Consider the following 24,155-nt stretch of genomic DNA (forward strand, 5'->3'; position numbering starts at 1 on the left):
ATTGCAGCTTAACCGTAAATGAGGGCGAAAAGTAGGAGTTTAAGAGTAGTTTTCCGAACTGTCGGCGAGCCTTGGCTTTGCCTGTTGTGAAAACAATTGTTTCAACAATATCGGCGCCTTAACAGTCATCCGAATTTGCGTATGAGCGCGGCTACGAGAGAAAATGAGGTCAAATCTGGGCGAGGCCTGCGCCTAGCAATCTTTTATCTCTCGATCATTGAGCAACGCATGCTGCTCCGCGACACTCGCTTCAAAAGATTGCGTGTGGACTTTCAGCTCTTCCAGGAGATCCTGTTCGACAGAAAAAAAGGCAACGCGATTAGCGGCGACGGATTGCGTAGACCGGGCGTGCGACGCCGCAAGACGCGCTTTTTCAGCCTGAAGAGAGGCGACGCTTTCAAGCGCGTCGGCGTTTATGGCGTCGTTTTCTTTGCCGATTATCTCGGTCAGCGCTTCGGTCACGCTTATCAGCGCGCGCACGCAGTTTGACGCGTCAAAATCCCGGTTTAGCTGAATTGTCGCCATGCCCTAACAAACTCCTAACGGCGAACCTGCCGCGTTGTTTTCTCCGGCTATAGGGCATCGTGGAAAAGAAATGATTTAGGCGATCATTGAAATTGTCTGCATGTTCGCCGTCTCGCGATAAGTGATGCCGCAGCGCAGCGAAAGCAGCATAACGTGGCGCGCAATTTTTGCGCGCTGAGCCCTATACGAAACACAAAATCAATCTTTCAATTTTAATCATCTCGCCGCTGTGAGCAGATTGGGCGAAATCGATGCTTGAGCCGCAAGATGCGCATGGCTATAGAGAGCCGCGACTCGCGCCGGAATTTTGGCCGGGTTAGGGGGTAGAAAGCTGGGAGAGACAGCATGTCGGCGTCCGAAGTAGAAGAGTATCGTCCGTCTGATGACGAACAGTTTATGAACGATCGGCAAAAAGAATACTTCAAGAAGAAGCTTTTATCCTGGAAGCAAGACATCATTCGCGAAAGCGAAGGCACGCTCAACAATCTTCAGGAAGACAATAATCACCTTCCCGATATTGCCGACCGTGCATCAAGCGAAACGGAAAAAGCGCTTGAACTGCGAACGCGCGATCGTCAGCGGAAACTTATTTCAAAAATTGACGCTGCGTTGCGCCGTATCGAAACCGGCGAATACGGGTACTGCGAAGAAACGGGCGAGCCGATCGGCGTGCGCCGTCTCGATGCGCGCCCAATCGCAACCTTGTCGCTTGAAGCGCAAGAACGCCACGAGCGCGAGGAAAAAGTCTACCGCGACGACTAATTCTCCACCTGAAAACAGCACTACTTGCAGAGATGCTCTGACCGCCCTATATGCAGCGTCGCAATTTCTGTTTTGGGCCGCAGCCGAACCGCGGCCGACTCTCTAGTCTGCCAGAAGGGCGATGTAATCGCGCTTCGAATTCGACCTCTTCCAAGACACGAGTTTGCGCTAACCGGCTTCGCCTCAAGGGGTGGGCCTTCTCTGCCGTGAGGAAACGTCTTGCGGCGCGCCTTAATGTCAAGGAGACGAAAATGGCGACAGGAACAGTCAAATGGTTCAACACCCAAAAGGGTTATGGTTTCATTCAGCCGGACGATGGCGGCAAAGACGTATTCGTCCATGCAACCGCTGTTGAGAGTGCAGGCATGCGCCAGCTCGATGAAGGCCAGAAAGTCTCTTACGAGCTTGCGACAGATCGCGGCAAAACTGCAGCGTCTGACCTGAAAGCCCTCTAGGCTTTCAATCGTATGGTTGAAAACGGCGCTCTTTCGGGAGCGCCGTTTTTTTTTAATCCAGTGATGGGATGCGTAGGGTCTGTCCCGGATAGATTTTGTCGGGATCGGAAAGCATCGGTTTATTAGCCTCAAAGATCGTCGGATACTTCATCGGGTCTCCGTAGTGGTCTTTGGAGATTTTTGACAATGTGTCGCCCTTCTGGACGGTATAGAAAACCGTCTGATTGGGTTCGTCTTCGATATCGATTTGCGCTTCGACTTCACCGATGCCGGGGGTGTTGCCGGCCGCGACAATGGCCTTTTCCGCTTCGGCGCGATTGCGCGCCGTTCCTTTTACGACGACGCGGCCATCGCCTGCTTCTTCAACTTCAAGGTTTTTGACTTCGGTTTTGTGACCCTGAATGCGGTCCTTAATTCCTTCAGCAATATTGCTGACGCCATCGCGTAACTTCTCACCAGCGTCTTTGACGAATTTAAATAGCATCTGAGTTCACCTCGCTTATTTCCGCCCAAACAGGCCGCCGAGCAACTGCTTTCCTGCTTGCTCCATCAGGTCATCCTTAAAATCACCGTCGCCGTCCTGGTCGAGAAACCCGAGCAAACCGCCGAGTTCGTTGGGCGCGGCGGCGTGAGCGCGGACGCTTTCCTCAGTCACCAGCCCGGCCAGCGCAGACGCATCAAGACCCTGTTCGCGTTTCGCCCGGCCAAGGGAAGCCAGCACAGCGGGCGCCGCCATGGCGAGCAATTGACCAATCTGTCCCTGATCAACACCAGCCGTCTTGGCGAGCGCGCGTTCCGTCTGGGATTGCTTGCCGCCAAGGATATGACCAAGGATTTTTTGACCGTCAGCCAGAACATTGTCGCTGCTGACCTGGTCGACATTATTCAAAAGGCTGCCGTCGTGCCGCTGTAGTGCATCGGACAGGGCCTGCGCGCCTTGCGGCTGGGATGCGTTTTTCTTCAGCCCCGCCATAATCGCCGCCATGGCCATGGGCATCATCTTTTCGGTGAGCCCTTGTTCCATACCGGTCTTCTGCGACGCCTGTTGTGAGATCTGCGAAACCACCACCTGCGTCAATTGATCCATCAATGACATTTCATTCCTTTCCTAGCGCCCCCGCGCCGTAACGGGTTTATCTTAGCGTTCCGGCGGGCGGCGGCAAATCGGAAGCGCACACGGCTGATCCACTAGAAAATCGGGGTTGAAAGCGGTGATGACTCCGCTATGAAGGCCCATGGAGCGACGCACTTCCTCATCAAAATCGCCGCCGAAACGGCAAAAAAAGCGCCAGAACGCTCGTCCGAAAAAGACCAACATCGCGACGACCGCGCTCGGCGAGGAGCCTGAGAAGCGCAGCCGAAAGAAAGGCGCGCCGCAAAAGGGCGAGGCTGGCAATCGCGAACTGAACGTCCATGTCAAAACCGCCAAGCGCCGTGAGTATGGTTCGACCCTGTGGCTGAAACGTCAGCTCAATGACCCTTATGTGCGCAAGGCGAAGGCTGAAGGGTATCGCTCCCGCGCGGCCTACAAGCTGATCGAACTCGATGAAAAATTTTCAGTGCTGCGAGCTGGCGCGCGTATTGTCGATCTCGGCTGCGCGCCGGGCGGCTGGTGCCAGGTGGCTGCAAAGAAAGTCGGCGGCAAGGGGAAAGTGGTAGGCATCGATTACCTCTCGATGCCAGAGGTCATGGGCGCCGATGTGCTCGAAATGGATTTTCTGGATGAGGCCGCGCCGGACAAGCTGAAAGACATGCTGGGCGGCGAAGCCGATGTGGTTCTTTCCGACATGGCCGCCCCGACCACCGGTCATAAGTCTACGGATCATTTGCGCATCATTGCGCTTGCCGAAGCCGCCCTCGATTTTGCCGAGGACGTGCTGGCGCCCGGGGGCGCTTTCGTTTGTAAAGTTTTCGCCGGCGGGGCGGAGGGCGAACTCCTGACCCGCCTCAAGCAGAACTTCGAGACGGTCAAACACGCAAAACCGAAAGCCTCGCGTTCGGACTCGGCGGAAAAATATGTCGTAGCGACTGGTTTCAGGGGGCGGGGATGACGGTCATTACAGTGCTTCATGACGTAAAAGAAAACGTGACGTGGCTCGGATCCAACGGCCGGGCGACCATCGGCAGTTATGTCGGCCCGTCACGCGACAACAAATGGTTCGCAGTCCATGGCTGGGCGATCGGTATCACCGGCAGCGGCCCTAAAGTTGAAGCGCTCGAAGCGCACCTGAACGATTTTCCAAAGGACGCCTCACGTCCGCATGAAATTCTGAAGTTCATGAAAACCGCTTACAGCGACTTTGATATTGGCGAGGTCGAGGAAGGGTTGAAACGCTATAGCGGCAATGGTCTCCTCATTCATAAAAGCGGCGCCGTCTGGGATTTCGACAACAGCTTTTGTCTGACGCCGGTTGAGCCGGGCGTGTTCTGGGCGCGCGGCTCCGGCATGGATATCGCTCTCGGCGCAGGCAAGGCGCTCAAGGATTTTGTCGCCTCGCCCAAAGAACTGACGAGGCGCGTGCTGGAAATTACCATCGCCACGGATGTGGACAGTCCGGGCGAGTTGCCAGTTCAAACATTCGACGCCAACGGCGTCCTGTCCGATCCAATAGAGGCATGAGGTTTTGTCATGGAAATCCGTGAAGCGCTGACATTTGATGATGTGTTGCTGGAGCCGGGTCCGTCGGAAGTGATGCCGAGCGGCGTTGATGTTTCCGCGCAATTGACGAAGGAAATCAAACTGGCAATCCCGATCATGTCCTCGGCCATGGATACGGTTACGGAAGCTGAGATGGCTATCGCCATGGCGCAGGCGGGCGGCATCGGCGTTCTTCATCGCAACCTCTCGGTCGCCGAGCAGGCGGAGCATGTGCGACGCGTCAAACGCTTTGAAAGCGGCATGGTGGTGAACCCGATGACGCTGACGCCCGATGATACGCTGGCGACGGCACAGGACGTGATGCTCGAAAAAAGCATTTCCGGCTTTCCTGTTGTCGAGAACCCTGACGCCAATGGCGTCGGCAAGCTGGTGGGCGTACTGACCAATCGCGACATGCGGTTCGCGCGCAATCTCGATCAACCGGTGCGCGATCTGATGACGGCGGTGGATCTGGTGACGGTCAAGCCTGGCGCAACTCAGGATGAAGTGCGCGAGCTTTGCCATAAACGGCGCATTGAACGGGTGGTTGTGGTCGATGACGATTACCGTTGCATCGGCTTGATTACAGTCAAGGACATGGAGAAAGCGCGCGCCTATCCGCTGGCGTCAAAAGATGCGGAAGGGCGTTTGCGCGTTGCGGCGGCGTCCTCAGTCGGTGATGATGGCTTCGCGCGGATTGAAACGCTAATTGATGCTGGCTGCGATCTGGTCGTGATCGACACCGCCCACGGGCATTCTTCGAAAGTGGTGGAACAGGTGGCGCGCGTTAAACGCGCTTCGAATGCGACTCAAGTGATCGCCGGCAACGTAGCGACCTATGACGGCGCCAGGGCGCTGATCGACGCTGGCGCCGACGCTATCAAGGTCGGCATTGGCCCCGGTTCAATTTGCACGACGCGTATTGTTGCTGGCGTTGGCGTGCCGCAATTGACGGCGGTGATGGATGCGTCGCGCGCGGGCCGTGACGCCGGCGTGCCGGTCATCGCCGACGGCGGCATCAAGTTTTCAGGCGATATCGCGAAGGCGCTGGCTGCCGGCGCTGATTGCGTAATGATCGGTTCGCTTCTGGCGGGAACGGACGAAGCGCCGGGCGAAGTCTTTCTCTATCAGGGGCGCTCTTACAAATCCTATCGCGGCATGGGCTCGATCACGGCCATGGCGCGCGGGTCCGCCGACCGGTATTTCCAGGCCGACGTCACCGAGCAGATGAAACTCGTGCCCGAAGGGATAGAGGGACGCATTCCTTACAAAGGCGCCATCGGGCCGATCCTGCATCAGCTTGTGGGCGGCGTGCGCGCCTCCATGGGGTATGTGGGCGCGCCGACAATTACAGAGATGCAAAAACGAGCGAAGTTTGTGAGGATTACCAATGCGGGGCTGAAGGAAAGCCACGTCCATGACGTCGCCATCACCCGCGAGGCGCCGAATTATCCGACGCAGAGCTGATGCGCCTATCCGGACGCCTTTCCGCTGCGATTGAGATTCTCGACGATTTCGAAAAGCGCCGCGTGCCGCTGAAAACAGCGATCGCCGATTGGTCGCGGAACAATCGCTATGCCGGCGCCAAAGATCGCGCGTGGATTTCCGGTTTGTGTCTTGATGTGCTGCGTAAGCGGAATTCCCTTGCGGCGGCCATGGGCAATGGCTCGGCTCGCTCGCTGGTGTTGGGCGCATTGCGAATTTTGTGGGTGAAACCATTTGATGAAATCGCTGACGCCGCTGCCGAAGAACCGCATGGGCCCGGCGCCCTGACGCAGGATGAAGTCTGTGCTTTAGGCGATGAGTCTGACATGGCTTCTTCACCTTGCGGCGCCGATGAAGTGCAGGCAGAGGAGCGCGCAATTGCGCTTGGCGAGCCGCATGTCGCTGGCGATTTCCCCGAATGGTTAGCTCCACACATTGAGCGTGTATTTGGCGAGGATGCGCCGGTCATCATGTCCGCCTTTGCGGAACGCGCCGACATCGACATGCGCCTGAACACTTTAAAAACATCGCAAGAAAAAACGCTTGCGGCGCTGAAAACAGTGAAAGCAGAAACGGTTCCCATACTGACAACAGCCGCGCGCATCGCCGCGCCGGATCCGAGTGAAAAAGCGCCGGGCGTTACGGTAATTCCCGCTTTTAACAAGGGCTGGGTCGAAGTGCAGGATTTGGGCTCCCAAATCGCGGCCTGCGCTGCGGGCGCCATCAAAGGCGCGCAGGTGTTGGACTATTGCGCAGGCGGCGGCGGCAAGACGCTCGCGCTCGCCGCGATGATGGAAAACACTGGTCAGCTTTACGCCTATGACCGCGACCCGCGACGGTTAAAGCCGCTCTTTCATCGCGCCAAGCGCGCCGGCGTGCGTAATTTACAGATACGTTCGCCAGCGGGCGGAGAGGGGTTGGATGATCTTTCAGGCAAAATGGATGTGGTGTTTGCCGACGCGCCATGTTCCGGCGCAGGCACATGGCGGCGCCATCCCGATACGAAATGGCGTTTGACGGAAAAGCAGTTGCAGACGCGTAACAGCGAACAGGCCCTAGTGCTGGGCGAAGCGTCTCAGTTCGTCAAACCCGGCGGGCGAATGGTGTGGGTGACTTGTTCTTTCCTGATGGAGGAAAATGAGGATCGTCTCGCTGCATTTTTGAATGACCACGATGAGTTCGTGCAGGTTCCTGCTCTCGAATGCATACTTTCGTCCGGCCTTATCACCGATGATGGTGCGGATATATTAAAAACCTGCGTGACGCCGGATGGGGCTGTTCGCCTGACGCCGGATAAAATCCGCGCTGACGGGTTTTTCATTGCGGTTCTGGAAAAACGCAGCTTGTCCGGCTGAACGCAATCATGGACACTAAACTATAACAGGATCAATGGAGGGGACACATCATGGATATCAACCGCAGAACGGTTCTCGGCGCGGGCGCTGTCGTATCGACGTTGGCGACTGCTGGCGCGGCTTCAGCCAAAAGCATAATAAACGGCGGAAACAAAAACCTTCGCAAGGCTGTTGGCGTGTTGGAGGATTACGCTGACCAGCATCGCGCGCATTGGGGCATCCCCGGCATGACCGTTTGCGTTGTCGGGCCTGACGGGTTTGAAGGACATGTCATGTCAGGGCTTGCCGATGTGGGACGAAAAGAACCTGTTGGTCCTGACCATGTATTCCAGGTCGGTTCCATCACAAAAATGATGACGGCGTTGACGCTATGGTCGCAAATCGATGAAGGCAAGCTCTCGCCTGATGCGCGCCTCACCGATCTGATGCCTGAAATAAAAGTGAAGGACGGAGACGCCATCACGCTGAAACATTTGCTTGATCATACGTCGGGGCTGCCACGTGGCGCTTCGCCTTATCTTGACGGCGGTTTGTGGACGAATTTCACGCCCGGTTCAAAATGGGCGTATTCGAACCTCGGTTACAAGCTAGCCGGTCATATTGCGGCGCGTACGGATGAAATCACCTATCCGGAATGCGTTGAACGCCGCTTGTTAAAACCTTTAGGCATGAGTTCATCGTTCGGCGCCTTGCGGTCTTCAGAACGGGCGAATTACGCCAAAGGCTATGAGATGAAGCGCATGGACCGGCCTTCGGTTCTGCCAAGCGATGTGGCGCGCGCGCCATGGGTTGATTATGATGGCGCATCGGGCTGCGTCGGCGCCACCAGCGCCGATATGGCGTTGTTCCTAAGCTATTTGCTGCAACTCGCTGGCGGCGATGGCGGGCCAGTGTTCTCAAATGAAGCCGCTCAGCGGTTTATGGCTGATCCCGCGCCAGCGCCAGGCTGGTCTGAGGAAGCGAGCTACGGCAACGGCATCGCCCGCATCACAGCTGACGAACGTCAATATCTCCATCACACCGGGGGGATGGTTTCCTTCACATCGTCATTGCATGTTGATCCGGAAGCCGGCGTCGCAGCATTTGCTTCCGGGAATGTGCACTATGCAACCGGGCATCGTCCGCGCAATATTACACTTTACGCGTGTCAGTTGATCAATGCTGCAATAAACAACGAAGATACGCCGGAAGCGCCGGAACTCGCCCGCACGGTTGAAAACCCGGATCAGTTCGCTGCTGTCTTTACTGCGGAAAACGGCGATGCGTTCGAGGTGAAAGCCGGTGACGAAGAACTTGTCGTACACAGGAACGGCCGTGTCAGCACGCTGCAGCCTTTAAGTCAGGGTTTGTTTGCAAGCGATGATGAAGAATTCGCAGCAACCGGTGTACAGATTGAAGTTGAAAATGAGAAAGCAGTTCGCGTTTGGGTCGGCGACCGGGAATATCTGGTCGCTGCTGAGGCGTGTTATGCAACTGTGCCGGGCGAAGTGATGGCGCTTGCAGGGGATTATCGCAATGATGACCGTTGGAGCGTGCCGATCAAAATATACACGCGCGGCGAGGGGCTGATCATGGTCAGGGCGAATTCCGTCAGCAAACTGACGCGGCTCGCCAATGGTGAATGGGCGATCGGCGATCCCGAAACCTCGACAGACAGTGTACGGTTTGATTCTGTTGTTGGTGGGCAGCCACAAAGGCTGACCATATCGGGTGATGTTTTTTACCGCTGGGCTGGCTGACAGCCTTAGACGGGCCATCCCCGAATTCCCTAATAAACGGTCGCGCACCTTACGGTATTCTCAGGATACGCTGCTTGACGGCTGAGTGCGTCTGCGCGATTTTTATGAGTGATAAACGGGGAGAGACGGGATGTTCAGGACAAGGCTTTTCGCGGCTTTAGGCGCCGCAGCTTTATTTTTGGCGCCCACCGGCGTGATTGCGGATGTGGTCGATCAGGAACAACTGATTACCGAAGACAGTCCAACGGCGATTGGCGGCGCATCCGAACAGGAACTCGCGCAGAGTTTTACAGTGGGCGTCACAGGGTACCTCACGCAAATTCGCATACCCGTTGCATGTTCTACCGGCGAACTGATTGTTGAAATCCAGCGGCTCAACGCCGACGGAGAACCTTCTGGCGCGGTGGTCACCGGCGCTCGCGTTGCGGCGGGTGATTTACCGGCTCCGCCAGGAACGTTCCGCACGATCAGGCTTTCTCCACCATTGCTCGTCGAAGCTGGCGACCGTTATGCAATCGTGCTGAAAAACGAAACGGGAGTTTGCTCCATACTGAGCGGTCCCGAAGGCGACAGTTACCCGGGCGGACAGTATTTCTACGATTCAAGGCCCAACCCGCCGGGATGGGTTGGCGGCAAGGATCGTCCTGCGCCGAGTTCCACGCCTGGTGACATGCCATTTCAAACCATTATCGATGACGGCGTCGGCGGCGGCTCGTCTAACCGTTGTTTCGGTAATACGGGCAGCGGTCCGGTGCCGCTTCCATTTGCGGATGATCTTCCGATCTGCCGATGCCTGTCCGATCCGGGCCTTAACCAATGGCGCTGCCGTCTACTGCATCCTGACTTTTTCATCGTGCGACGAATTCCGATGCCGCCATTCAACGCCAAGGATGTAATCACCGAAGAATGGGCCTTTACGCCTTTGCGCCCGCTGGATGGGTCCGTTCGCATGGTGATGTACTCGCCATATGCGCAAAAACCGGCTGTTTATGATTTCGGCAAAAAGAGCAAGCCGGGCAGTTTTGAGTACTTGCGCGTGGAGCGAAATTTGAAGGATATGGAGATGCTGAAAGGAGCGGCCGTGGAGTTCATGTATCCCATGCGAGACGCTTCATCCCCGTTCCAGAAATCGTTCGGCTTTGATCCGGGATTTGAGGAGTAGAAACAGGAAAATTAGGCGTGACGAGCGGAGCCGACTCCGCTAAAGGCTCAATATGAAACGAGACCTTCACGCCGCTCTTTCCGCCCAGCATCACCAGCGCGCCCTGATTGTCGATTTTGGCAGCCAGGTGACGCAGCTTATCGCCCGCCGACTTCGCGAGGCTGGCGTCTATTGCGAAATCCATCCGTTTAACAAGGTTGATGGCGCCTTTCTGGGGGCGTTTGCGCCGAAAGCGATCATTCTATCCGGCGGGCCTTCCAGCGTAAAAATCGAAGCAAGCCCGAAGGCGGACACGGCTGTCTATAATTATGGCGTGCCTATCCTCGGCATCTGCTACGGCGAACAGACGATTTGCGCACAGCTCGGCGGCGATGTGGAACGGTCCGATCATCGTGAGTTCGGGCGCGCGCATATTGAAGTTGTGAAACCAAGCGCGCTTTTCGACGGCGTCTGGGCGCGAGGCGAGCGCCATCAGGTCTGGATGAGTCACGGCGACCGGGTGAATGCAATTCCCGAAGGCTTTGAGGTGATCGCAAAATCTGACGGCACGCCGTTCGCCGCAATCGCTGACGAGGCGCGAAAGATCTACGGCGTGCAGTTTCATCCTGAAGTCGTGCACACGCCGGATGGGGCGAAGCTGCTCGCGAATTTTGTTCAGAAGATCGCCGGACTTTCAGGCGACTGGACCATGGCGGCGTTTCGCGAGGAGGCGATTGAGCAAATCCGTAAACAGGTTGGCGACGCTCGTGTCATCTGCGGTCTTTCGGGCGGCGTTGATAGTTCTGTTGCTGCAGTGTTGATTCATGAAGCCATCGGCGAACAACTCACATGTGTTTTTGTCGATACGGGATTGATGCGCGCAGGGGAGGGCGAGGAAGTCGTACGCCTCTTCCGCGACAGCTACAACATTCCGCTGATCCATGTTGAAGCGGAGGAATTATTCCTCGGCAAACTCTCGGGCGTCGATGACCCGGAAAAGAAGCGCAAGATTATTGGCGGACTTTTCATCGACGTGTTCGAGAAGGAAGCCGGTAAAATCGAGAATGCGGAATTTCTGGCGCAGGGAACGCTTTATCCTGACGTCATTGAAAGCGTTTCCTTTGACGGCGGCCCGTCAGTGACGATCAAGTCGCATCACAATGTCGGCGGCTTGCCGGAGCGGATGAACCTGAAGCTGGTCGAACCATTGCGCGAGCTTTTCAAGGATGAAGTGCGCGCGCTGGGCCGCGAGCTTGGGCTGCCTGATCATTTCGTCGGGCGTCATCCGTTCCCTGGGCCGGGCCTTGCTATCCGCATACCCGGCGAAGTGACGAAAGAAAAAGCGGACATTCTACGCAAGGCCGACGCCATTTATCTCGATGAAATTCGCAAGGCCGGTCTTTATGACGCCATCTGGCAGGCTTTTGCGGTGCTGCTGCCTGTGCGCACGGTCGGCGTCATGGGCGATGAGCGCACCTATGATCATGTGCTTGCCTTACGCGCCGTTACCTCAACCGACGGCATGACAGCGGATTATTATCCGTTCCCCCACGATTTTCTGGGTAAGTGCGCGACGCGCATCATAAACGAAGTCCGCGGCGTCAACCGCGTTGTCTATGATGTGACGTCGAAACCACCGGGCACGATTGAGTGGGAATGAGCAATCAACTCCGACGCATCGTCATCTGTATCGGACCCTCGGCGCGGCCATTGACGAATTGATCGACCATAGGGTTGCCGGACCTGTCGATGTCGTCAGGAGAGCCGCGCCAGATGATCCGTCCCTGATAAAGCATGGCGATCTCGTCAGCGATCTTTCGCGCTGACGCCATGTCGTGGGTAATGGAAATGGCGGTTGCGCCAATCGCTTTGACCCGTTCGACAATAAGATTGTTGATAACGTCCGCCATAATAGGGTCGAGACCGGTCGTCGGTTCATCGAAAAACAAAATTTTGGGATCTGACGCAATCGCCCGTGCAAGCGACACGCGTTTTTGCATGCCGCCTGATAGAGCCGCCGGTTGCAGGTTGCCGACTTCGGGCGCCAGGCCGACCTGCGTCAGGCAGTCGAGCGCCTTGTCGCGGGCGGCTTTGCGTGATTTCTTTTCGGAATAGATCAACCGGAACGCGATGTTTTCCCAAACCGTCAGACTGTCGAATAACGCCGCTCCCTGAAACAGCATGCCTGTCTGGTTGATCATGAAGCGGCGGTCGGCGTCTGTCTGGCGCGAGATATTGCGCCCGTCGACTTCAATTGTTCCGCGATCGGGCTTTAAAATGCCTAACATGCACTTCAGGAGAACAGACTTGCCCGTGCCGGAGCCGCCAATCACGACGAGTGAGCGCCCCGCGTCAACATCGAGGTCAACGCCGCGCAGGACGTCCCTTTTTTCAAATGACTTCTGCAAGCCTCGAATTAGAATTTTTTTCTTTGCATCGCTCATAAATGATCAGATCTCCACCAGAAGCGATGTCATCAGATAATTGGATGCGAGCACGACAACAGCGGACGCAACAACAGCGGTGCGTGTGGACGAGCCGACCCCTTGCGCGCCGCCGCGGCTGTTAAAGCCGTAGTAACAACCCATCACAGAGATGAGTAAACCAAAAACCGCCGCCTTGATCAGACCGCTGATTACGTCCCGGTTTTCAAGAAACTCTGCAATGTTGGTGACAAATATCGGGCCGGAAAAATCGAGCGCGTAAACAGCGACAAGGTAGCCGCCGTAGACGCCAATGATGTCCGCTATAAGCACCAGGAGGGGAAGCGCCAGCGTTGTCGCCAAAACGCGGGGCGCGATCAGATACTTGAATGGATCAACCGCCAGTGTCGACATGGCGTCAATCTGTTCGGTGACGCGCATGGTGCCGATTTCAGCCGCCATGGCCGAAGAGCACCGTCCCGCCACCATCAACGCCGCAAGGACAGGACCAAGTTCGCGGACAATAGAAACGCCAAGAATCTGGGGCAGGAAGGTTTCTGCGTTGAAGCGCAAACTGCCGTCGTAAATATTGAGCGCGAGGGCGCCGCCAGTGAAAATCGCTGTCAGGCCGACAACGGGAAGGGAGGCAAAGCCAATCCGCGCAAGGGCGCTGAAAAAGGCCCTCCAGTAAAACGGGCCCGTAACCCACGCAAACGCGCCGCGCGCACCGAAATCGGCGATCCGGCCGGTTTCACGCACGGCGTCGATGGCGACGCTGCCTGTCATGGCGAATGGGTTCATGAAACTCCCCTCATGAGTAACTAGACGTAGCGACGATCAACTCTGCCGCCAAGACCTGTAAACATGTCGTAGGGCACTCTATCGCAATTCTGCGCGGTTTCATGCACGGGCAGGGCAGGTCCGAAAAACTCTGCAATATCATGGATTTTGGGCGGATTCTTCAGGTCCGTCACATCAAGCGTGATGAAATCCATGGAAACCCGCCCGGCAAGCGGCGCGCGCTCGCCATTGATGATCGCGCTGGCGCGGTTTGACCCTGCACGCGGGTAGCCGTCGCCATAGCCGAGCGCGACCGTTGCGATCTGAAAAGGGCGCTTTGCGATGAAGGTGGCGCCGTAACCAATGGTCTCGCCGGGTGCCAGTTCTCTGAGCTGCACGACTGGCGCCCGTAACGCCACTACGGGCGTGATACGCTCATCATCAGTTTCAAACGGCGTGCCGCCGTAAAGCGCGATCCCTGCGCGAATAAGGTCGAAGTGATAGTCCCTGCCCATAAGTGCGCCGCCGGATGCTGCGAGACTGAGTTGCGCATCGGGAAAACTGGCCGCTACGTCCTTGAATGCATCAAGCTGCATTCTGTTTTTAGGATGCTCAGGTTCCGACGCACAGGCAAGATGGCTCATAGCCATGATGATGTTGAGATCAAGTTTTGCGATTTCTGCAACGTCGCTCACAGGCGCGCCGCGTCTGTTCATGCCGGTATCGATGTGAACGCCAGCGGGTTTGACGCCCATGCGCGTGCGCCAAAGATTTGCTTCCGCAATGCTGTTGATGACCGGGATCAGGTTGAACTGATCGAAGAGGGGAAGGGTTTTCTCGCTGGGACCGTCGAACACGAATATGCGCGGGCTGGATGTTTTCAAAAGCGTGCGCAGCGTTGCGCCTTCTTCTGGATAAACAACAAAGAACGTCTGACATTTTTCTCGTTCTAATAGCGCTTTTGTAATTGGCGCAGAGCCCAGACCATATGCATCGCACTTAACGACGGCGGCAGTTTCGGCGCCGGGCGCCTGGTCGCGGATCATGGCGAAGTTTGCACATAGCGCGGACAAGTTGATATCGGCCCATGGACCGCCGTCAAAAGTGATTGGAGGTGTGTTCATTGCACTAGCAATAAACAGGTTTTCAGACTGCGAAAAGGGAAATAGAGTTGGAGACAGTTTAACCGCGGAAGCTGTCGTCGTAGCGATCGTCTGCAAGGTTGGAGAATTTCGTCAGGCTGCCGTCGAAACGAAGCTCCACATTGCCAATCGGACCGTGCCGCTGTTTGCCGATGATGACTTCAGCTTTGTTTCTGGCGCTTTCCAGATGCTCAAGCCACTTGGCGTGTTCTTCCGTGCCTTCGCGCGGCGTCATGCGGCCCAGATAATATTCTTCGCGGTAAACGAACAGAACGACGTCGGCGTCTTGTTCGATCGAGCCGGATTCACGCAAGTCAGAAAGCTGCGGACGTTTATCGTCCCGCGATTCCACCTGACGGGAGAGCTGTGACAGGGCAATCACAGGCACGTCCAGTTCCTTCGCAAGCGCTTTCAGTCCCTGACTGATTTCAGTGATTTCCTGCACACGGCCATCGTTGCGTCGCGCGGAACCAACAAGAAGCTGCAGATAGTCAACAATCAGCAAGCCAAGCCCGTGCTGTCGCTTCAATCGGCGTGCGCGCGCGGCCAACTGTGCGATGGAAAGCCCGCCAGTATCGTCGATATAAAGCCGCAGTTTTTCAAGATCGCGTGCGGCGTGATAAATCTTGTCGAATTGTTCCTGATCGACTTCACCCCGGCGTATTTTTTCAGACGACACTTCGGCGAATTCGGAAATGATGCGGGTTGCGAGCTGTTCAGCCGACATCTCGAGTGAGAAGAACCCGACAACGGCGCCGTCCGTGGTCTTCATGACGCCATCAGCCTGCTTTTCTGCGCGATAGGCCTTGGCCGCATTGACCGCGATGTTGGTGGCGAGCGAGGTTTTGCCCATGGATGGGCGGCCGGCGAGAATGACAAGGTCAGATGGATGTAGCCCGCCCATCATGCGATCGAGGTCGCGCAGGCCCGTTGAGACCCCGGCAAGGCCGCCGTCGCGTTTCACCGCAGCATTGGCAAGTTCAATGGCTTCGGTGATGGCGGAACGAAAAGATTTGAAGCCGCCACCATATTTGCCGGTTTCGGCGAGCTTGTAGAGCGCCTGTTCGGCGTCCTGCAGTTGCTGATCGGGTTGATCATCCAGCGTGGCGACTTTTGCGCGGTCGAACATTTCCGATCCGATCGACATCAGGCCGCGACAGACGGAAAGGTCGAAAACGATTTTGGCGTAGTCCGCCGCACCCGCTGTCGAGGGAACGCTCGCCGCTAATTGCTCGAGATAGGTTTTGCCGCCAGCATCGAGATACCCTTGAGCATTGGCAAGGTACGTATCGATAGTGACAGGCGATCCGAGACGCCCCGAATTGATAAGGTCGCCGCATGCCTGATAAATCAACTGGTGAACAGGGTCGTAGAAGTGCTCGTCTTTAAGAAATGTCGAAACGCGATAAAAAATTTCGTTGTCAAAAAGAATGGCGCCGAGAATTGCTTGCTCAGCGTCGAGGCTGACGGGGAGCTTTTCCTCCGTACCTTGATTAATTGATGATCCTGGGTTTGATCCGTCAGCCATGGCAGGCTGTTTAACCAAAAAAAGCGCCGGCTGAACAGACAGCCGGCGCGCTTATTTTCCCCCATAGGGAGAGTTTTGTAACCGATACTAACTTACGTCGGTTTTGTTTTCTTCGTTGTCGCTTTCTGTGTTTTCTTCAACAGCGACGCCCGCGCCTTCGTCAAAGAATTCAGGCGCTGCATCTTCAGACGCTTCTTCTTCAACGGGCTTGTCTTCAGCTCGCGCAAGAACGTTTTCACCGCGCGCCTGACGTTCAGCTTCATCTTCTGAGCGGGCGATGTTGACGTTAATGGTGACGTCAACTTCCGGGTGAAGCTTAACACGAACGCCGAACACGCCAAGTGCTTTAAGCGGTTTGTCGAGGCGAACCTGTGAAGGAGTGATATGAACGCCAGCTTCCGATGCGGTATGGGCGATATCGCGTGATGAAACGGAGCCGTAAAGAACACCCGTTTCCGAAGATTGTCGAATGAGGACAAAGCTTTGTCCGTCGATCTTTGAGGCTGCGGCTTCGGCTTCTTTCTTGCGCTCAAGGTTGCGCGCTTCGAGTTCGGCTTTTTGCGCTTCAAAAACCTTCTTGTTGTTGTCGTTGGCGCGCAGCGCTTTTTTCTGCGGCAGCAGGAAATTGCGGGCGTAGCCCGGGCGCACCTTAACAACGTCGCCCATCTGGCCGAGGTTTTCAACGCGTTCTAGGAGGATGACTTCCATTGGTCTTACTCCGAGGCGTAAGGCAACAGCGCCAGTACGCGCGCGCGTTTGATCGCACGGGCCAGTTCGCGTTGCTTTTTGTGAGACACTGCGGAAATCCGCGACGGAACGATTTTGCCACGCTCTGATACAAAGCGTTGTAGCAACTTAGGATCCTTGTAATCGATCTTCGGCGCATTATCGCCGGAGAAAGGACAAGTTTTACGGCGTCTGAAAAATGGTTTGGCCATTGTTAATACCTTTCCCTGTTACCGGCGTCCGCGATCGCCGCGGTCACGATCGCCTTTGTCGTTGCGATCACGGCGCGAAAGGACCGGAGACGGTTCGGGATCGAGTTCATCGACTTTCACTGTGAGGATGCGCAGAACATCGTCATTGATTTTTTCCTGACGCTCAAGCTCGTGCACGGCTTCAGCCGGACCGTCGATATTGAAAAGGCTATAATGGCCTTTGCGGTTTTTCTTGATCTTGTACTGGAGATTGCGAAGCCCCCAATATTCAGACTTTTCGATTTTTCCGCCATTGTCGGTGACAATCTTGGCGAGCGTTTCGGTCAAGCCTTCGACTTGCGCCGGAGAGATATCCTGACGCGCGATAAAAATATGCTCGTATAGCGGCATTATAGCCAGCTCCTGCATCTAGGCGATGGAGACCTTCAAGGATCAGAGCTGGCGATCCTCTACCGGCCTGCGGCTCGCAAAACTAAGGGACCATCCCTTGAACTTGAGGACATGCCCCAAGCGCTTCGCGACCATCGCTCGTGAAGGCGCGGGGTGTAACCGAGGGCCGGCGCATTTGCAAGAGCCGTTTCGCAGGCGCGAAAAGGGTAAGGGTTAAGCGAACCAGCGCTCCATGAGGCCCCGGAAAAAGGCGACGGTCGCCGCTTCGCTGCAATGAGCTGCCGCATAGGTTCTGGCGGTATCTCCCAGGCGGGCGGCGAGGGCAGGGTCGTTCTCAAGGCGCTGAACGGCCGTGGTCAGGGCCTCAGCTTCATTTGGCGGGATGAGCAAGCCTGTCTTTTCGTCTTCAATATACTCAGACACGCCAGCCGCTGCGGTGACGATCTGCGCTTTGCCAAGGTGCATAGCACCGACGAGAGAGACGAGTCCGCAAGGGGTTTCCCGGCTGCGCAGAGGCAATAGCGCCGCCTTGGCGTGCCAGATGATCGACCAGGCTTCTTCAAACGGCAGGTTAAACAACACGGTCAGGTTGTCAGGGACCTCCAAACCATCGAAATTTTGCGGCCGCGCCACGGCCACGAATTGAAGGCCGGGACAGCGGCGCGCAGCCTCACACAGCACCGCATAATCTCGGGCTTCGCCACCAAGCGCCGCATAATAATCGCTGTCGATGGTTTTCTCGCCTGGTGAAGCGATTGGAGGCGCAACGCCCCATGGCGCGCGCAGCAGTTTGCTCTCGTGCAGATTGAAGAAATGCTCATAAAGCTTTTGTTCTGCATCGGTAAATACGGCGAAAGCATCAACTTTGTTGAAGGCAGGCCGCATTATGGCTTTGCGCGGGCCTGTGGGCAGGTCGGTAAAATTGAACGAATAAGCAAGGTGTTTCGCGGCGCCTTTCCGGCCGAACCACTCAGTCCAGGCGGTTGTCCACGGTCCGTGAGAAACGATCAGATCGAAAGGCTTTTTGGCTGCTGCGAATGCAAGGCGGCGTGTACCGAAGAAACGGGTCGCCGCGTTTTCAACGCCAGCCTTTCCAGCGACTGAAAACGCCCGCCATTCGAGCGGGCGATTGGCGATAGTGAAATCAGCCCCAGCGACATCGCGCAACCACGCCCAATCGGGGTCCGGGTTGTTGGAAATTGTTGCGATGCGAATAGGCGGCTGACTGGACATATAATCCTGTAAGTTTACCTGCCTCTATTAGCTTGATTGCGCGCGGAAGCGATAGTTTCCGCTAGAGTTCTTGCTCTTGGGTGGCGGCGCGGTTATGCCCGCCGTTTCTAATAGATGAGGAGACGGTCGCGATATGGCGCGCGCTTTTATCTTTCCCGGGCAAGGCAGTCAGGCGGTTGGTATGGGCGCAGCCCTGGCGGAAGCATTTCCAGCCGCCCGAGAGGTGTTTGAAGAAGTCGATGATGCACTAGACCAGAAGCTTTCGGCGCTAATGCGCGACGGTCCGCTTGAAGAACTGACGTTGACAGCGAACACGCAGCCGGCGCTGATGGCGCATTCCATCGCTGTTATGCGCGTGCTGGAAAAAGAAGTCGGCGTCGATATCTCGAACGCCATGTTCGTCGCGGGTCATTCGCTGGGCGAGTATTCCGCGCTTTGTGCGGCGCGGGCGATTTCGCTTTCCGATACGGCCAGGCTTTTGCGCGTTCGCGGCGAAGCGATGCAGGCGGCGGTTCCTGTTGGCAAGGGCGCCATGGCGGCGCTGATCGGGGTCAATCTCGACGGCGCGCAAAAAGCGATTGACGCAAGTGGAGGTGAAGGCGTTTGCGAAATCGCCAATGATAACGCGCCGGGTCAGGTCGTGATTTCCGGAGAAAAAGAACGCGTCGAAGCGGTATGCGCGGGCGCAAAGGAGTTCGGCGCCAAGATCGCGAAGCTCTTGCCCGTCTCCGCGCCGTTTCACTCTTCGCTGATGCAGTCGGCGGCGGAACGCATGGCGGAAGCGCTGGAGAAAGCCGAGATCAAGGCGCCTGCGACAACGCTTATCGCCAATGTAACGGCAGCAGAATGCGTGACTCCGGACGAAATTCGCGATTTGCTCGTAAAGCAAGTGACAGGGCGCGTGCGGTGGACGGAGAGCGTTTCAAATATGGTTGCGCAAGGCTGCGATGAGTTCGTCGAAGCCGGTTCAGGGAAGGTGCTCAGCGGCCTTGTGAAGCGCATCGCCAAGGAAGCGAGGACTATGAACGTCGGCGAGCCCGGCGATATCGACTCATTCATGAAGGCTTAATCCTCTGTAGACAGATAAAAGGATGAAATATGTTTGATCTTACCGGCAAGCGGGCGCTCATTACCGGCGCGACCGGCGGCATTGGCGACGCGGTGGCGCGGGCGCTGCATGCGCAAGGCGCCGCTGTGGCCATCTCCGGCACGCGCGCGGAAAAGCTGGATGCGCTGGCGAGCGACCTTAAAGAACGCGTGCATGTAACGCCATGCAACCTGTCCGACCTTGACGCCGTGGACGCCTTGCCGAAGCAGGCGAGCGAAGCCATGGGCGGGCTTGATATTGTCGTCTCCAACGCCGGCGTGACGCGCGACAATCTGATGATGATGATGAAGCCGGATCTGTGGGACGACGTGATCAAGATCAACCTGACCGCGTATTTCCGGCTGGCGAAGGCTGCTCTGCGTGGCATGACCAAGCAGCGTTTCGGCCGCATCATCGGCGTGACGTCTGTGGTCGGTGTAACCGGCAATGCGGGCCAGGCGAATTACGCAGCGTCCAAGGCTGGCATGATCGGCATGACAAAATCGCTGGCGCAGGAAGTTGCGAGCCGGAATGTGACGGTAAACTGCATCGCCCCGGGCTTTATCGCGACAGCGATGACCGATGCGTTGAATGACCAGCAAAAAGAGGCGATTTTCGCGAAAATTCCGGCCGGCGCCATGGGGACGCCGCAGGATATCGCTGCTGCAGCCATCTATCTCGCGTCCGAAGAAGCCGGCTACATGACAGGTCAGACCCTGCATGTGAATGGCGGGATGGCCATGATTTAAACCCCTGGCCTGGAAACGCGGCGGTTTTGGCGTTGCAACAATCTGCAATATGCCGTAATCCCCGCGCGAAAGGCGCGTTTCGGGCGTATTCGCCGCGAGTGTCGCAAACCCGTTAATTAGCGTAATAAACACGTAAGAGACCAAGGAGCGTTGAATGTCTGATCTTGCAGAACGCGTTAAAAAAATTGTTGTCGAGCATCTTGATGTTGACCCGGCGAAAGTTGAGCCGAAAGCCAGCTTCATTGATGACCTCGGCGCTGACAGTCTTGATATTGTCGAATTGGTGATGGCGTTCGAGGAAGAGTTTGACGTTGAGATCCCTGATGATGCGGCTGAAACGATTCAATCGGTTGGCGACGCGATCAAATTTATTGAAGAGCAAAAGGGCTAAAAGCCCTTTGCGCTGGCGAGCCGCTGGCGGGAATAGACCAGCGGCGCCGTTTGCGTTGAATTTTTCCGACAAACAGGCGCCGCATCATTTATTTCCCTACTGCGGTTCAGCACAGGGAGCTTCGTTATGCGCCGCGTAGTCGTTACCGGATTAGGCATGGTCTCGCCTCTTGGGGCGGGGATTGAACCTGTCTGGCGGCGATTGGTTGCTGGCGAGTCTGGCGCCGGACCCATCGAACAGTTCGATGCGTCGAATATGGCGTGTACGATCGCCTGTTCCGTGCCCAGAGCAGACGGTTCCGGCGGCGGCGAAGAAGCGGGCGAGGCCGCATTCAATCCTGATGATTGGGTCGAGCCGCGTGAACAGCGCCGCATCAACGATTTCATATTGTATGGCCTTGCCGCCGCGCAGATGGCGTTCGATGATTCCGGTCTTGAACTGAAAACCAGCGAGGAATTTGAGCGCGCCGGGGTGATGACCGGTTCAGGCATTGGCGGGCTGAGCGGCATTGAACGCGAAGTGCTGGTGCTGAACGAAAAAGGGCCGCGCCGCGTTTCTCCGTTTTTCATTACCGGGAATTTGATCAACCTCGTTTCCGGACAGGTTTCAATCCGGCTCGGATTGAAGGGGCCTAATCATGCGGTGGTGACGGCGTGTTCTTCCGGCGCGCACGCCATAGGCGACGCCGCCCGGCTTATCGCGCTCGATGATGCGGACATTATGCTCGCCGGCGGCGCTGAAGCTGCGATCTGTCCGATCGGCATATCAGGTTTTACCTCCTGCAAAGCGTTGACGACACACTTCAATGATGATCCGAAATGCGCGTCACGTCCTTACGATAAAGACCGTGATGGCTTTATCATGGGCGAGGGGTCGGGCTTTGTCGTCCTCGAAGAATATGAGCACGCCAAGGCGCGGGGCGCGAAAATCTACGGCGAGATTATCGGCTACGGTCTTTCAGGTGATGCTTACCATATCACGTCGCCTGCAGAGGACGGCGATGGCGGATATCGCTCCATGCAGATGGCGCTGAAACGCGCTGGCCTTGAGCCGAAAGATATCGATTATGTCAACGCACACGGCACGTCGACGCCAGTGGGCGATGAGATTGAGCTGCGTGCGGTCGAACGGCTGTTTGGCGACGCCGCGAGCAAGCTTGTCATGTCCTCAACTAAATCGTCGATTGGGCATCTGCTGGGCGCGGCTGGCGCTGTAGAAGCTATATTCTGCCTGCTTGCGATCCGCGATGGTGTCGCGCCGCCGACCCTCAATCTTGACAATCCATCGGTCGAAACGCCGATCAACCTTGTCCCAAAACAGGCCCATAAAACGCCGATCAACGTAGCTCTTTCAAATTCCTTTGGATTTGGCGGTACGAACGCTTCTCTGGTTATGCGGCGCGTTGAGGGCTAAGCTCTCTCGGGAATCGTAAGCGCAAAAATGCAAAGAGGGGCGGCATGGAAACAGGCCATACGATGAAATGTAGAAAGCAGCGGGGCGGCGCGGTAAAGTCCTTCCTGTTGTTTTTGGTCGGGTTGTTCCTGTTGTCAGCCATCGCGCTCGGCGCTGGCGGGTATCTAGGATATCGCATGGCGGTAAATGACGGGCCCTTGCAAGAGAACACAATCGTCTTGCTGAAAAGCGGCAGCGCGGTTTCGACAATCGCCGATGAACTGCATGATGCGGGCGCTATTGAGCATCCCGAACTTTTTGTCGCCGCCGTCCGTCTTCGCCAGCAGCAAAACGAGGTCAAGGCGGGGGAGTATGAAATTCCCGCGCGCGCCAGCGTGCTGGAAATCATCGACATGCTGGTCGAAGGCAAAAGCATTCTTCACTACTTCACGGCGGCGGAAGGGTTGACGACCGCGCAAATTCTTCGCGCTATCAACGACAACGAGATACTGACTGGCGAAGTGACCCTGGAAATCGCGGAAGGCGCGTTACTGCCTGAAACCTATGCCTTCCACCGCGGTGATACGCGTGATCAGGTACTGCAGCGAATGATGACCGCGCAGGACGCGTTGATAAATGCGCTCTGGGATGAGCGTGCGACTGAGCTGCCGTTTTCAACCCCTGCTGAAGCCTTGATCCTGGCGTCGATCGTTGAGAAGGAAACAGCCGTGCCGGAAGAACGCGACCGCATCGCGGCCGTGTTCGTCAACCGGTTGAAACGCGGCATGCGTTTAGAATCCGACCCGACGATCATTTACGGCCTTACGCAGGGTGAGCCGTTAGGGCGCGGTCTAAGGCAAAGCGAGTTAAGAGGTGAAACCCCCTACAACACATATGTCATTCGCGGTTTGCCGCCGACGCCTATCGCCAATCCGGGCGGCGCATCCATCGAGGCGGTGCTTAATCCGGCGGACACGGAAGATCTGTTTTTCGTCGCCGACGGGACGGGCGGTCACGCCTTTGCGACGAACTTGCGCGATCACGAACGCAATGTTGCACAATGGCGCCGGATTGAGCGTGAGCTGCGCGCGCAACAACAGGCCGAATAGTGAAATCCACGCTCGCATCTATGACCGGCTTTGCCCGGGCCGACGGCGCCCACGACCGCTGGCGGTGGAATTGGGAGGTTAGGACCGTCAATGCGCGCGGACTTGAATGGCGATGCCGCGTGCCATCAGGTTACGAGGGGCTTGATCCGTCATTAAGAAAAGCGCTGAAAAACAAGATCACGCGCGGATCGTTCAATGCAAGCTTGACTATTTCATCGAGCACCGATGCGCCTCAATACCGAATAAATGAGGCGATGCTGGCGAACGTGTTGGGCATGATTGAGAAGTTGCGAAGCGATGGCGCCTATGCACAGCCGCAGCCCGAAGGCGTGCTTGCCATTCGCGGCGTTGTCGAACCGATGGACGAAGCGTTAGAAGAAAAAGAGCGGAATGATCTGTTTGCCGATATCCTTGCTTCGTTTGAAAAAGCTGTCGATGATTTGGTGAACGTGCGGCGTAAAGAAGGTGAGGCGCTAGCCGGCGTGTTGGCGTCACAGCTCGATCAGATTGAGGATTTCACCGGCAAGGCGGCGGCGCTTGCGGCATCAACGCCGGACGCCATCAAATCGCGTATAGAAGCGCAATTGACCGAACTATTGTCCGAAGGGAAAATCCCAGAAGACCGGTTGGCGCAGGAAGCGGCGTTGCTGGCGGTCAAAGCTGACATACGAGAAGAGCTTGATCGGCTGGCGTCGCATGTCGAGATGGCGCGGTCATTATTGCAAAAAAATGCGCCGGTCGGCCGCGAGCTTGATTTTCTGACGCAGGAATTCAATCGCGAGGCCAATACGCTTTGTTCAAAAGCACAGGATATGGAATTGAAGCGCATTGGTCTCGACCTGAAGCGCGTGATCGATCAGCTACGCGAGCAGGTGCAAAATGTTGAATAAGGA

26 protein-coding genes are annotated in these 24,155 nt (G+C 56.5%); 15 read left to right on the plus strand and 11 right to left on the minus strand.

All coding sequences use genetic code 11. From position 1 onward, the window contains the following. Window positions 1–192: 192 nt before the first annotated feature. Complete coding sequence (locus tag PUV54_RS12220) at window positions 193–525, minus strand: hypothetical protein (RefSeq protein ID WP_274492532.1); 333 nt, start codon at window positions 523–525, stop codon at window positions 193–195. Window positions 526–870: 345 nt separating this feature from the next. Here PUV54_RS12220 and dksA point away from each other — a divergent pair, with 345 nt between their 5' ends. Next, window positions 871–1,287, plus strand: coding sequence for an RNA polymerase-binding protein DksA (dksA, locus tag PUV54_RS12225; protein ID WP_274492533.1), 417 nt, complete (start codon window positions 871–873; stop codon window positions 1,285–1,287). Window positions 1,288–1,538: 251 nt separating this feature from the next. Beyond that, complete coding sequence (locus PUV54_RS12230) at window positions 1,539–1,742, plus strand: cold-shock protein (protein WP_274492534.1); 204 nt, start codon at window positions 1,539–1,541, stop codon at window positions 1,740–1,742. A 52-nt stretch (window positions 1,743–1,794) separates the two neighbouring features. Here the strand turns inward: PUV54_RS12230 and lysM are convergent, their stop codons facing one another. Next, window positions 1,795–2,226, minus strand: a complete 432-nt coding sequence (gene lysM, locus PUV54_RS12235; RefSeq protein ID WP_274492535.1) for a peptidoglycan-binding protein LysM — start codon at window positions 2,224–2,226, stop codon at window positions 1,795–1,797. 15 nt (window positions 2,227–2,241) lie between these two features. Next, entirely contained in the window at window positions 2,242–2,838 is a 597-nt protein-coding gene (locus tag PUV54_RS12240; protein ID WP_274492536.1) for a DUF937 domain-containing protein, read from the minus strand. A 139-nt stretch (window positions 2,839–2,977) separates the two neighbouring features. On the opposite strand from PUV54_RS12240, the gene PUV54_RS12245 reads away from it, so the two are divergent. From PUV54_RS12245 to guaA, 7 genes are all read left to right on the plus strand, one after another. Then, on the plus strand, window positions 2,978–3,793 hold the full coding sequence (locus tag PUV54_RS12245) for an RlmE family RNA methyltransferase (RefSeq protein ID WP_274492537.1): 816 nt from the start codon (window positions 2,978–2,980) through the stop codon (window positions 3,791–3,793). Further along, window positions 3,790–4,362, plus strand: a complete 573-nt coding sequence (locus tag PUV54_RS12250) for a hypothetical protein (RefSeq protein ID WP_274492538.1) — start codon at window positions 3,790–3,792, stop codon at window positions 4,360–4,362. The genes PUV54_RS12245 and PUV54_RS12250 overlap by 4 nt, the downstream gene beginning before the upstream one ends. 9 nt (window positions 4,363–4,371) lie before the next feature. Continuing rightward, window positions 4,372–5,847, plus strand: coding sequence for an IMP dehydrogenase (gene guaB / locus PUV54_RS12255; RefSeq protein ID WP_274492539.1), 1,476 nt, complete (start codon window positions 4,372–4,374; stop codon window positions 5,845–5,847). Continuing rightward, complete coding sequence (locus tag PUV54_RS12260) at window positions 5,847–7,220, plus strand: RsmB/NOP family class I SAM-dependent RNA methyltransferase (protein ID WP_274492540.1); 1,374 nt, start codon at window positions 5,847–5,849, stop codon at window positions 7,218–7,220. Before guaB ends, PUV54_RS12260 begins: the two co-directional genes overlap by 1 nt. A 50-nt stretch (window positions 7,221–7,270) precedes the next feature. Continuing rightward, a complete protein-coding gene (locus tag PUV54_RS12265; protein ID WP_274492541.1) occupies window positions 7,271–8,959 on the plus strand; it encodes a serine hydrolase domain-containing protein in 1,689 nt (562 codons plus the stop codon). A gap of 130 nt (window positions 8,960–9,089) precedes the next feature. Beyond that, window positions 9,090–10,121, plus strand: a complete 1,032-nt coding sequence (locus tag PUV54_RS12270) for a hypothetical protein (RefSeq protein WP_274492542.1) — start codon at window positions 9,090–9,092, stop codon at window positions 10,119–10,121. A gap of 52 nt (window positions 10,122–10,173) precedes the next feature. Further along, window positions 10,174–11,760 (plus strand): glutamine-hydrolyzing GMP synthase, encoded by a 1,587-nt coding sequence (guaA, locus tag PUV54_RS12275; protein ID WP_274492543.1) that lies wholly within the window; start codon window positions 10,174–10,176, stop codon window positions 11,758–11,760. A 4-nt stretch (window positions 11,761–11,764) separates the two neighbouring features. Here the strand turns inward: guaA and PUV54_RS12280 are convergent, their stop codons facing one another. The 8 genes from PUV54_RS12280 to PUV54_RS12315 all read right to left on the minus strand — a co-directional run bounded on the left by PUV54_RS12280 (window position 11,765) and on the right by PUV54_RS12315 (window position 18,534). Beyond that, window positions 11,765–12,544, minus strand: a complete 780-nt coding sequence (locus tag PUV54_RS12280) for an ABC transporter ATP-binding protein (RefSeq protein WP_274492544.1) — start codon at window positions 12,542–12,544, stop codon at window positions 11,765–11,767. A 6-nt stretch (window positions 12,545–12,550) separates the two neighbouring features. Continuing rightward, window positions 12,551–13,324: an MlaE family ABC transporter permease gene (locus PUV54_RS12285; RefSeq protein WP_274492545.1), complete on the minus strand. Its 774-nt coding sequence runs from the start codon at window positions 13,322–13,324 to the stop codon at window positions 12,551–12,553. Window positions 13,325–13,344: 20 nt separating this feature from the next. Then, window positions 13,345–14,427 (minus strand): alanine racemase, encoded by a 1,083-nt coding sequence (gene alr / locus PUV54_RS12290; protein ID WP_274492546.1) that lies wholly within the window; start codon window positions 14,425–14,427, stop codon window positions 13,345–13,347. Window positions 14,428–14,485: 58 nt separating this feature from the next. Beyond that, a complete protein-coding gene (locus tag PUV54_RS12295) occupies window positions 14,486–15,973 on the minus strand; it encodes a replicative DNA helicase (RefSeq protein ID WP_274492547.1) in 1,488 nt (495 codons plus the stop codon). 87 nt (window positions 15,974–16,060) lie between these two features. Next, window positions 16,061–16,681, minus strand: a complete 621-nt coding sequence (gene rplI, locus PUV54_RS12300) for a 50S ribosomal protein L9 (protein WP_274492548.1) — start codon at window positions 16,679–16,681, stop codon at window positions 16,061–16,063. Between the two features lie 5 nt (window positions 16,682–16,686). Further along, a complete protein-coding gene (gene rpsR / locus PUV54_RS12305; protein WP_274492549.1) occupies window positions 16,687–16,911 on the minus strand; it encodes a 30S ribosomal protein S18 in 225 nt (74 codons plus the stop codon). 18 nt (window positions 16,912–16,929) lie between these two features. After that, window positions 16,930–17,301: a 30S ribosomal protein S6 gene (gene rpsF / locus PUV54_RS12310; protein ID WP_274492550.1), complete on the minus strand. Its 372-nt coding sequence runs from the start codon at window positions 17,299–17,301 to the stop codon at window positions 16,930–16,932. 213 nt (window positions 17,302–17,514) lie between these two features. Further along, window positions 17,515–18,534, minus strand: coding sequence for a glycosyltransferase family 4 protein (locus tag PUV54_RS12315; RefSeq protein WP_274492551.1), 1,020 nt, complete (start codon window positions 18,532–18,534; stop codon window positions 17,515–17,517). 133 nt (window positions 18,535–18,667) lie between these two features. On the opposite strand from PUV54_RS12315, the gene fabD reads away from it, so the two are divergent. The 6 genes from fabD to PUV54_RS12345 all read left to right on the plus strand — a co-directional run bounded on the left by fabD (window position 18,668) and on the right by PUV54_RS12345 (window position 24,152). Beyond that, complete coding sequence (fabD, locus tag PUV54_RS12320) at window positions 18,668–19,603, plus strand: ACP S-malonyltransferase (protein ID WP_274492552.1); 936 nt, start codon at window positions 18,668–18,670, stop codon at window positions 19,601–19,603. A 29-nt stretch (window positions 19,604–19,632) separates the two neighbouring features. Continuing rightward, entirely contained in the window at window positions 19,633–20,370 is a 738-nt protein-coding gene (fabG, locus tag PUV54_RS12325; RefSeq protein WP_274492553.1) for a 3-oxoacyl-[acyl-carrier-protein] reductase, read from the plus strand. A 154-nt stretch (window positions 20,371–20,524) separates the two neighbouring features. After that, on the plus strand, window positions 20,525–20,761 hold the full coding sequence (locus PUV54_RS12330) for an acyl carrier protein (RefSeq protein ID WP_274492554.1): 237 nt from the start codon (window positions 20,525–20,527) through the stop codon (window positions 20,759–20,761). A gap of 126 nt (window positions 20,762–20,887) precedes the next feature. Next, entirely contained in the window at window positions 20,888–22,174 is a 1,287-nt protein-coding gene (gene fabF, locus PUV54_RS12335; RefSeq protein ID WP_274492555.1) for a beta-ketoacyl-ACP synthase II, read from the plus strand. Between the two features lie 62 nt (window positions 22,175–22,236). Beyond that, window positions 22,237–23,262 (plus strand): endolytic transglycosylase MltG, encoded by a 1,026-nt coding sequence (mltG, locus tag PUV54_RS12340; RefSeq protein ID WP_274492556.1) that lies wholly within the window; start codon window positions 22,237–22,239, stop codon window positions 23,260–23,262. Further along, window positions 23,262–24,152: a YicC/YloC family endoribonuclease gene (locus tag PUV54_RS12345; protein ID WP_274492557.1), complete on the plus strand. Its 891-nt coding sequence runs from the start codon at window positions 23,262–23,264 to the stop codon at window positions 24,150–24,152. The genes mltG and PUV54_RS12345 overlap by 1 nt, the downstream gene beginning before the upstream one ends. The last annotated feature ends 3 nt before the right edge of the window (window positions 24,153–24,155 follow it).

The organism is Hyphococcus flavus (assembly GCF_028748065.1).
In the GTDB taxonomy this organism is placed as follows: domain Bacteria; phylum Pseudomonadota; class Alphaproteobacteria; order Caulobacterales; family Parvularculaceae; genus Hyphococcus; species Hyphococcus flavus.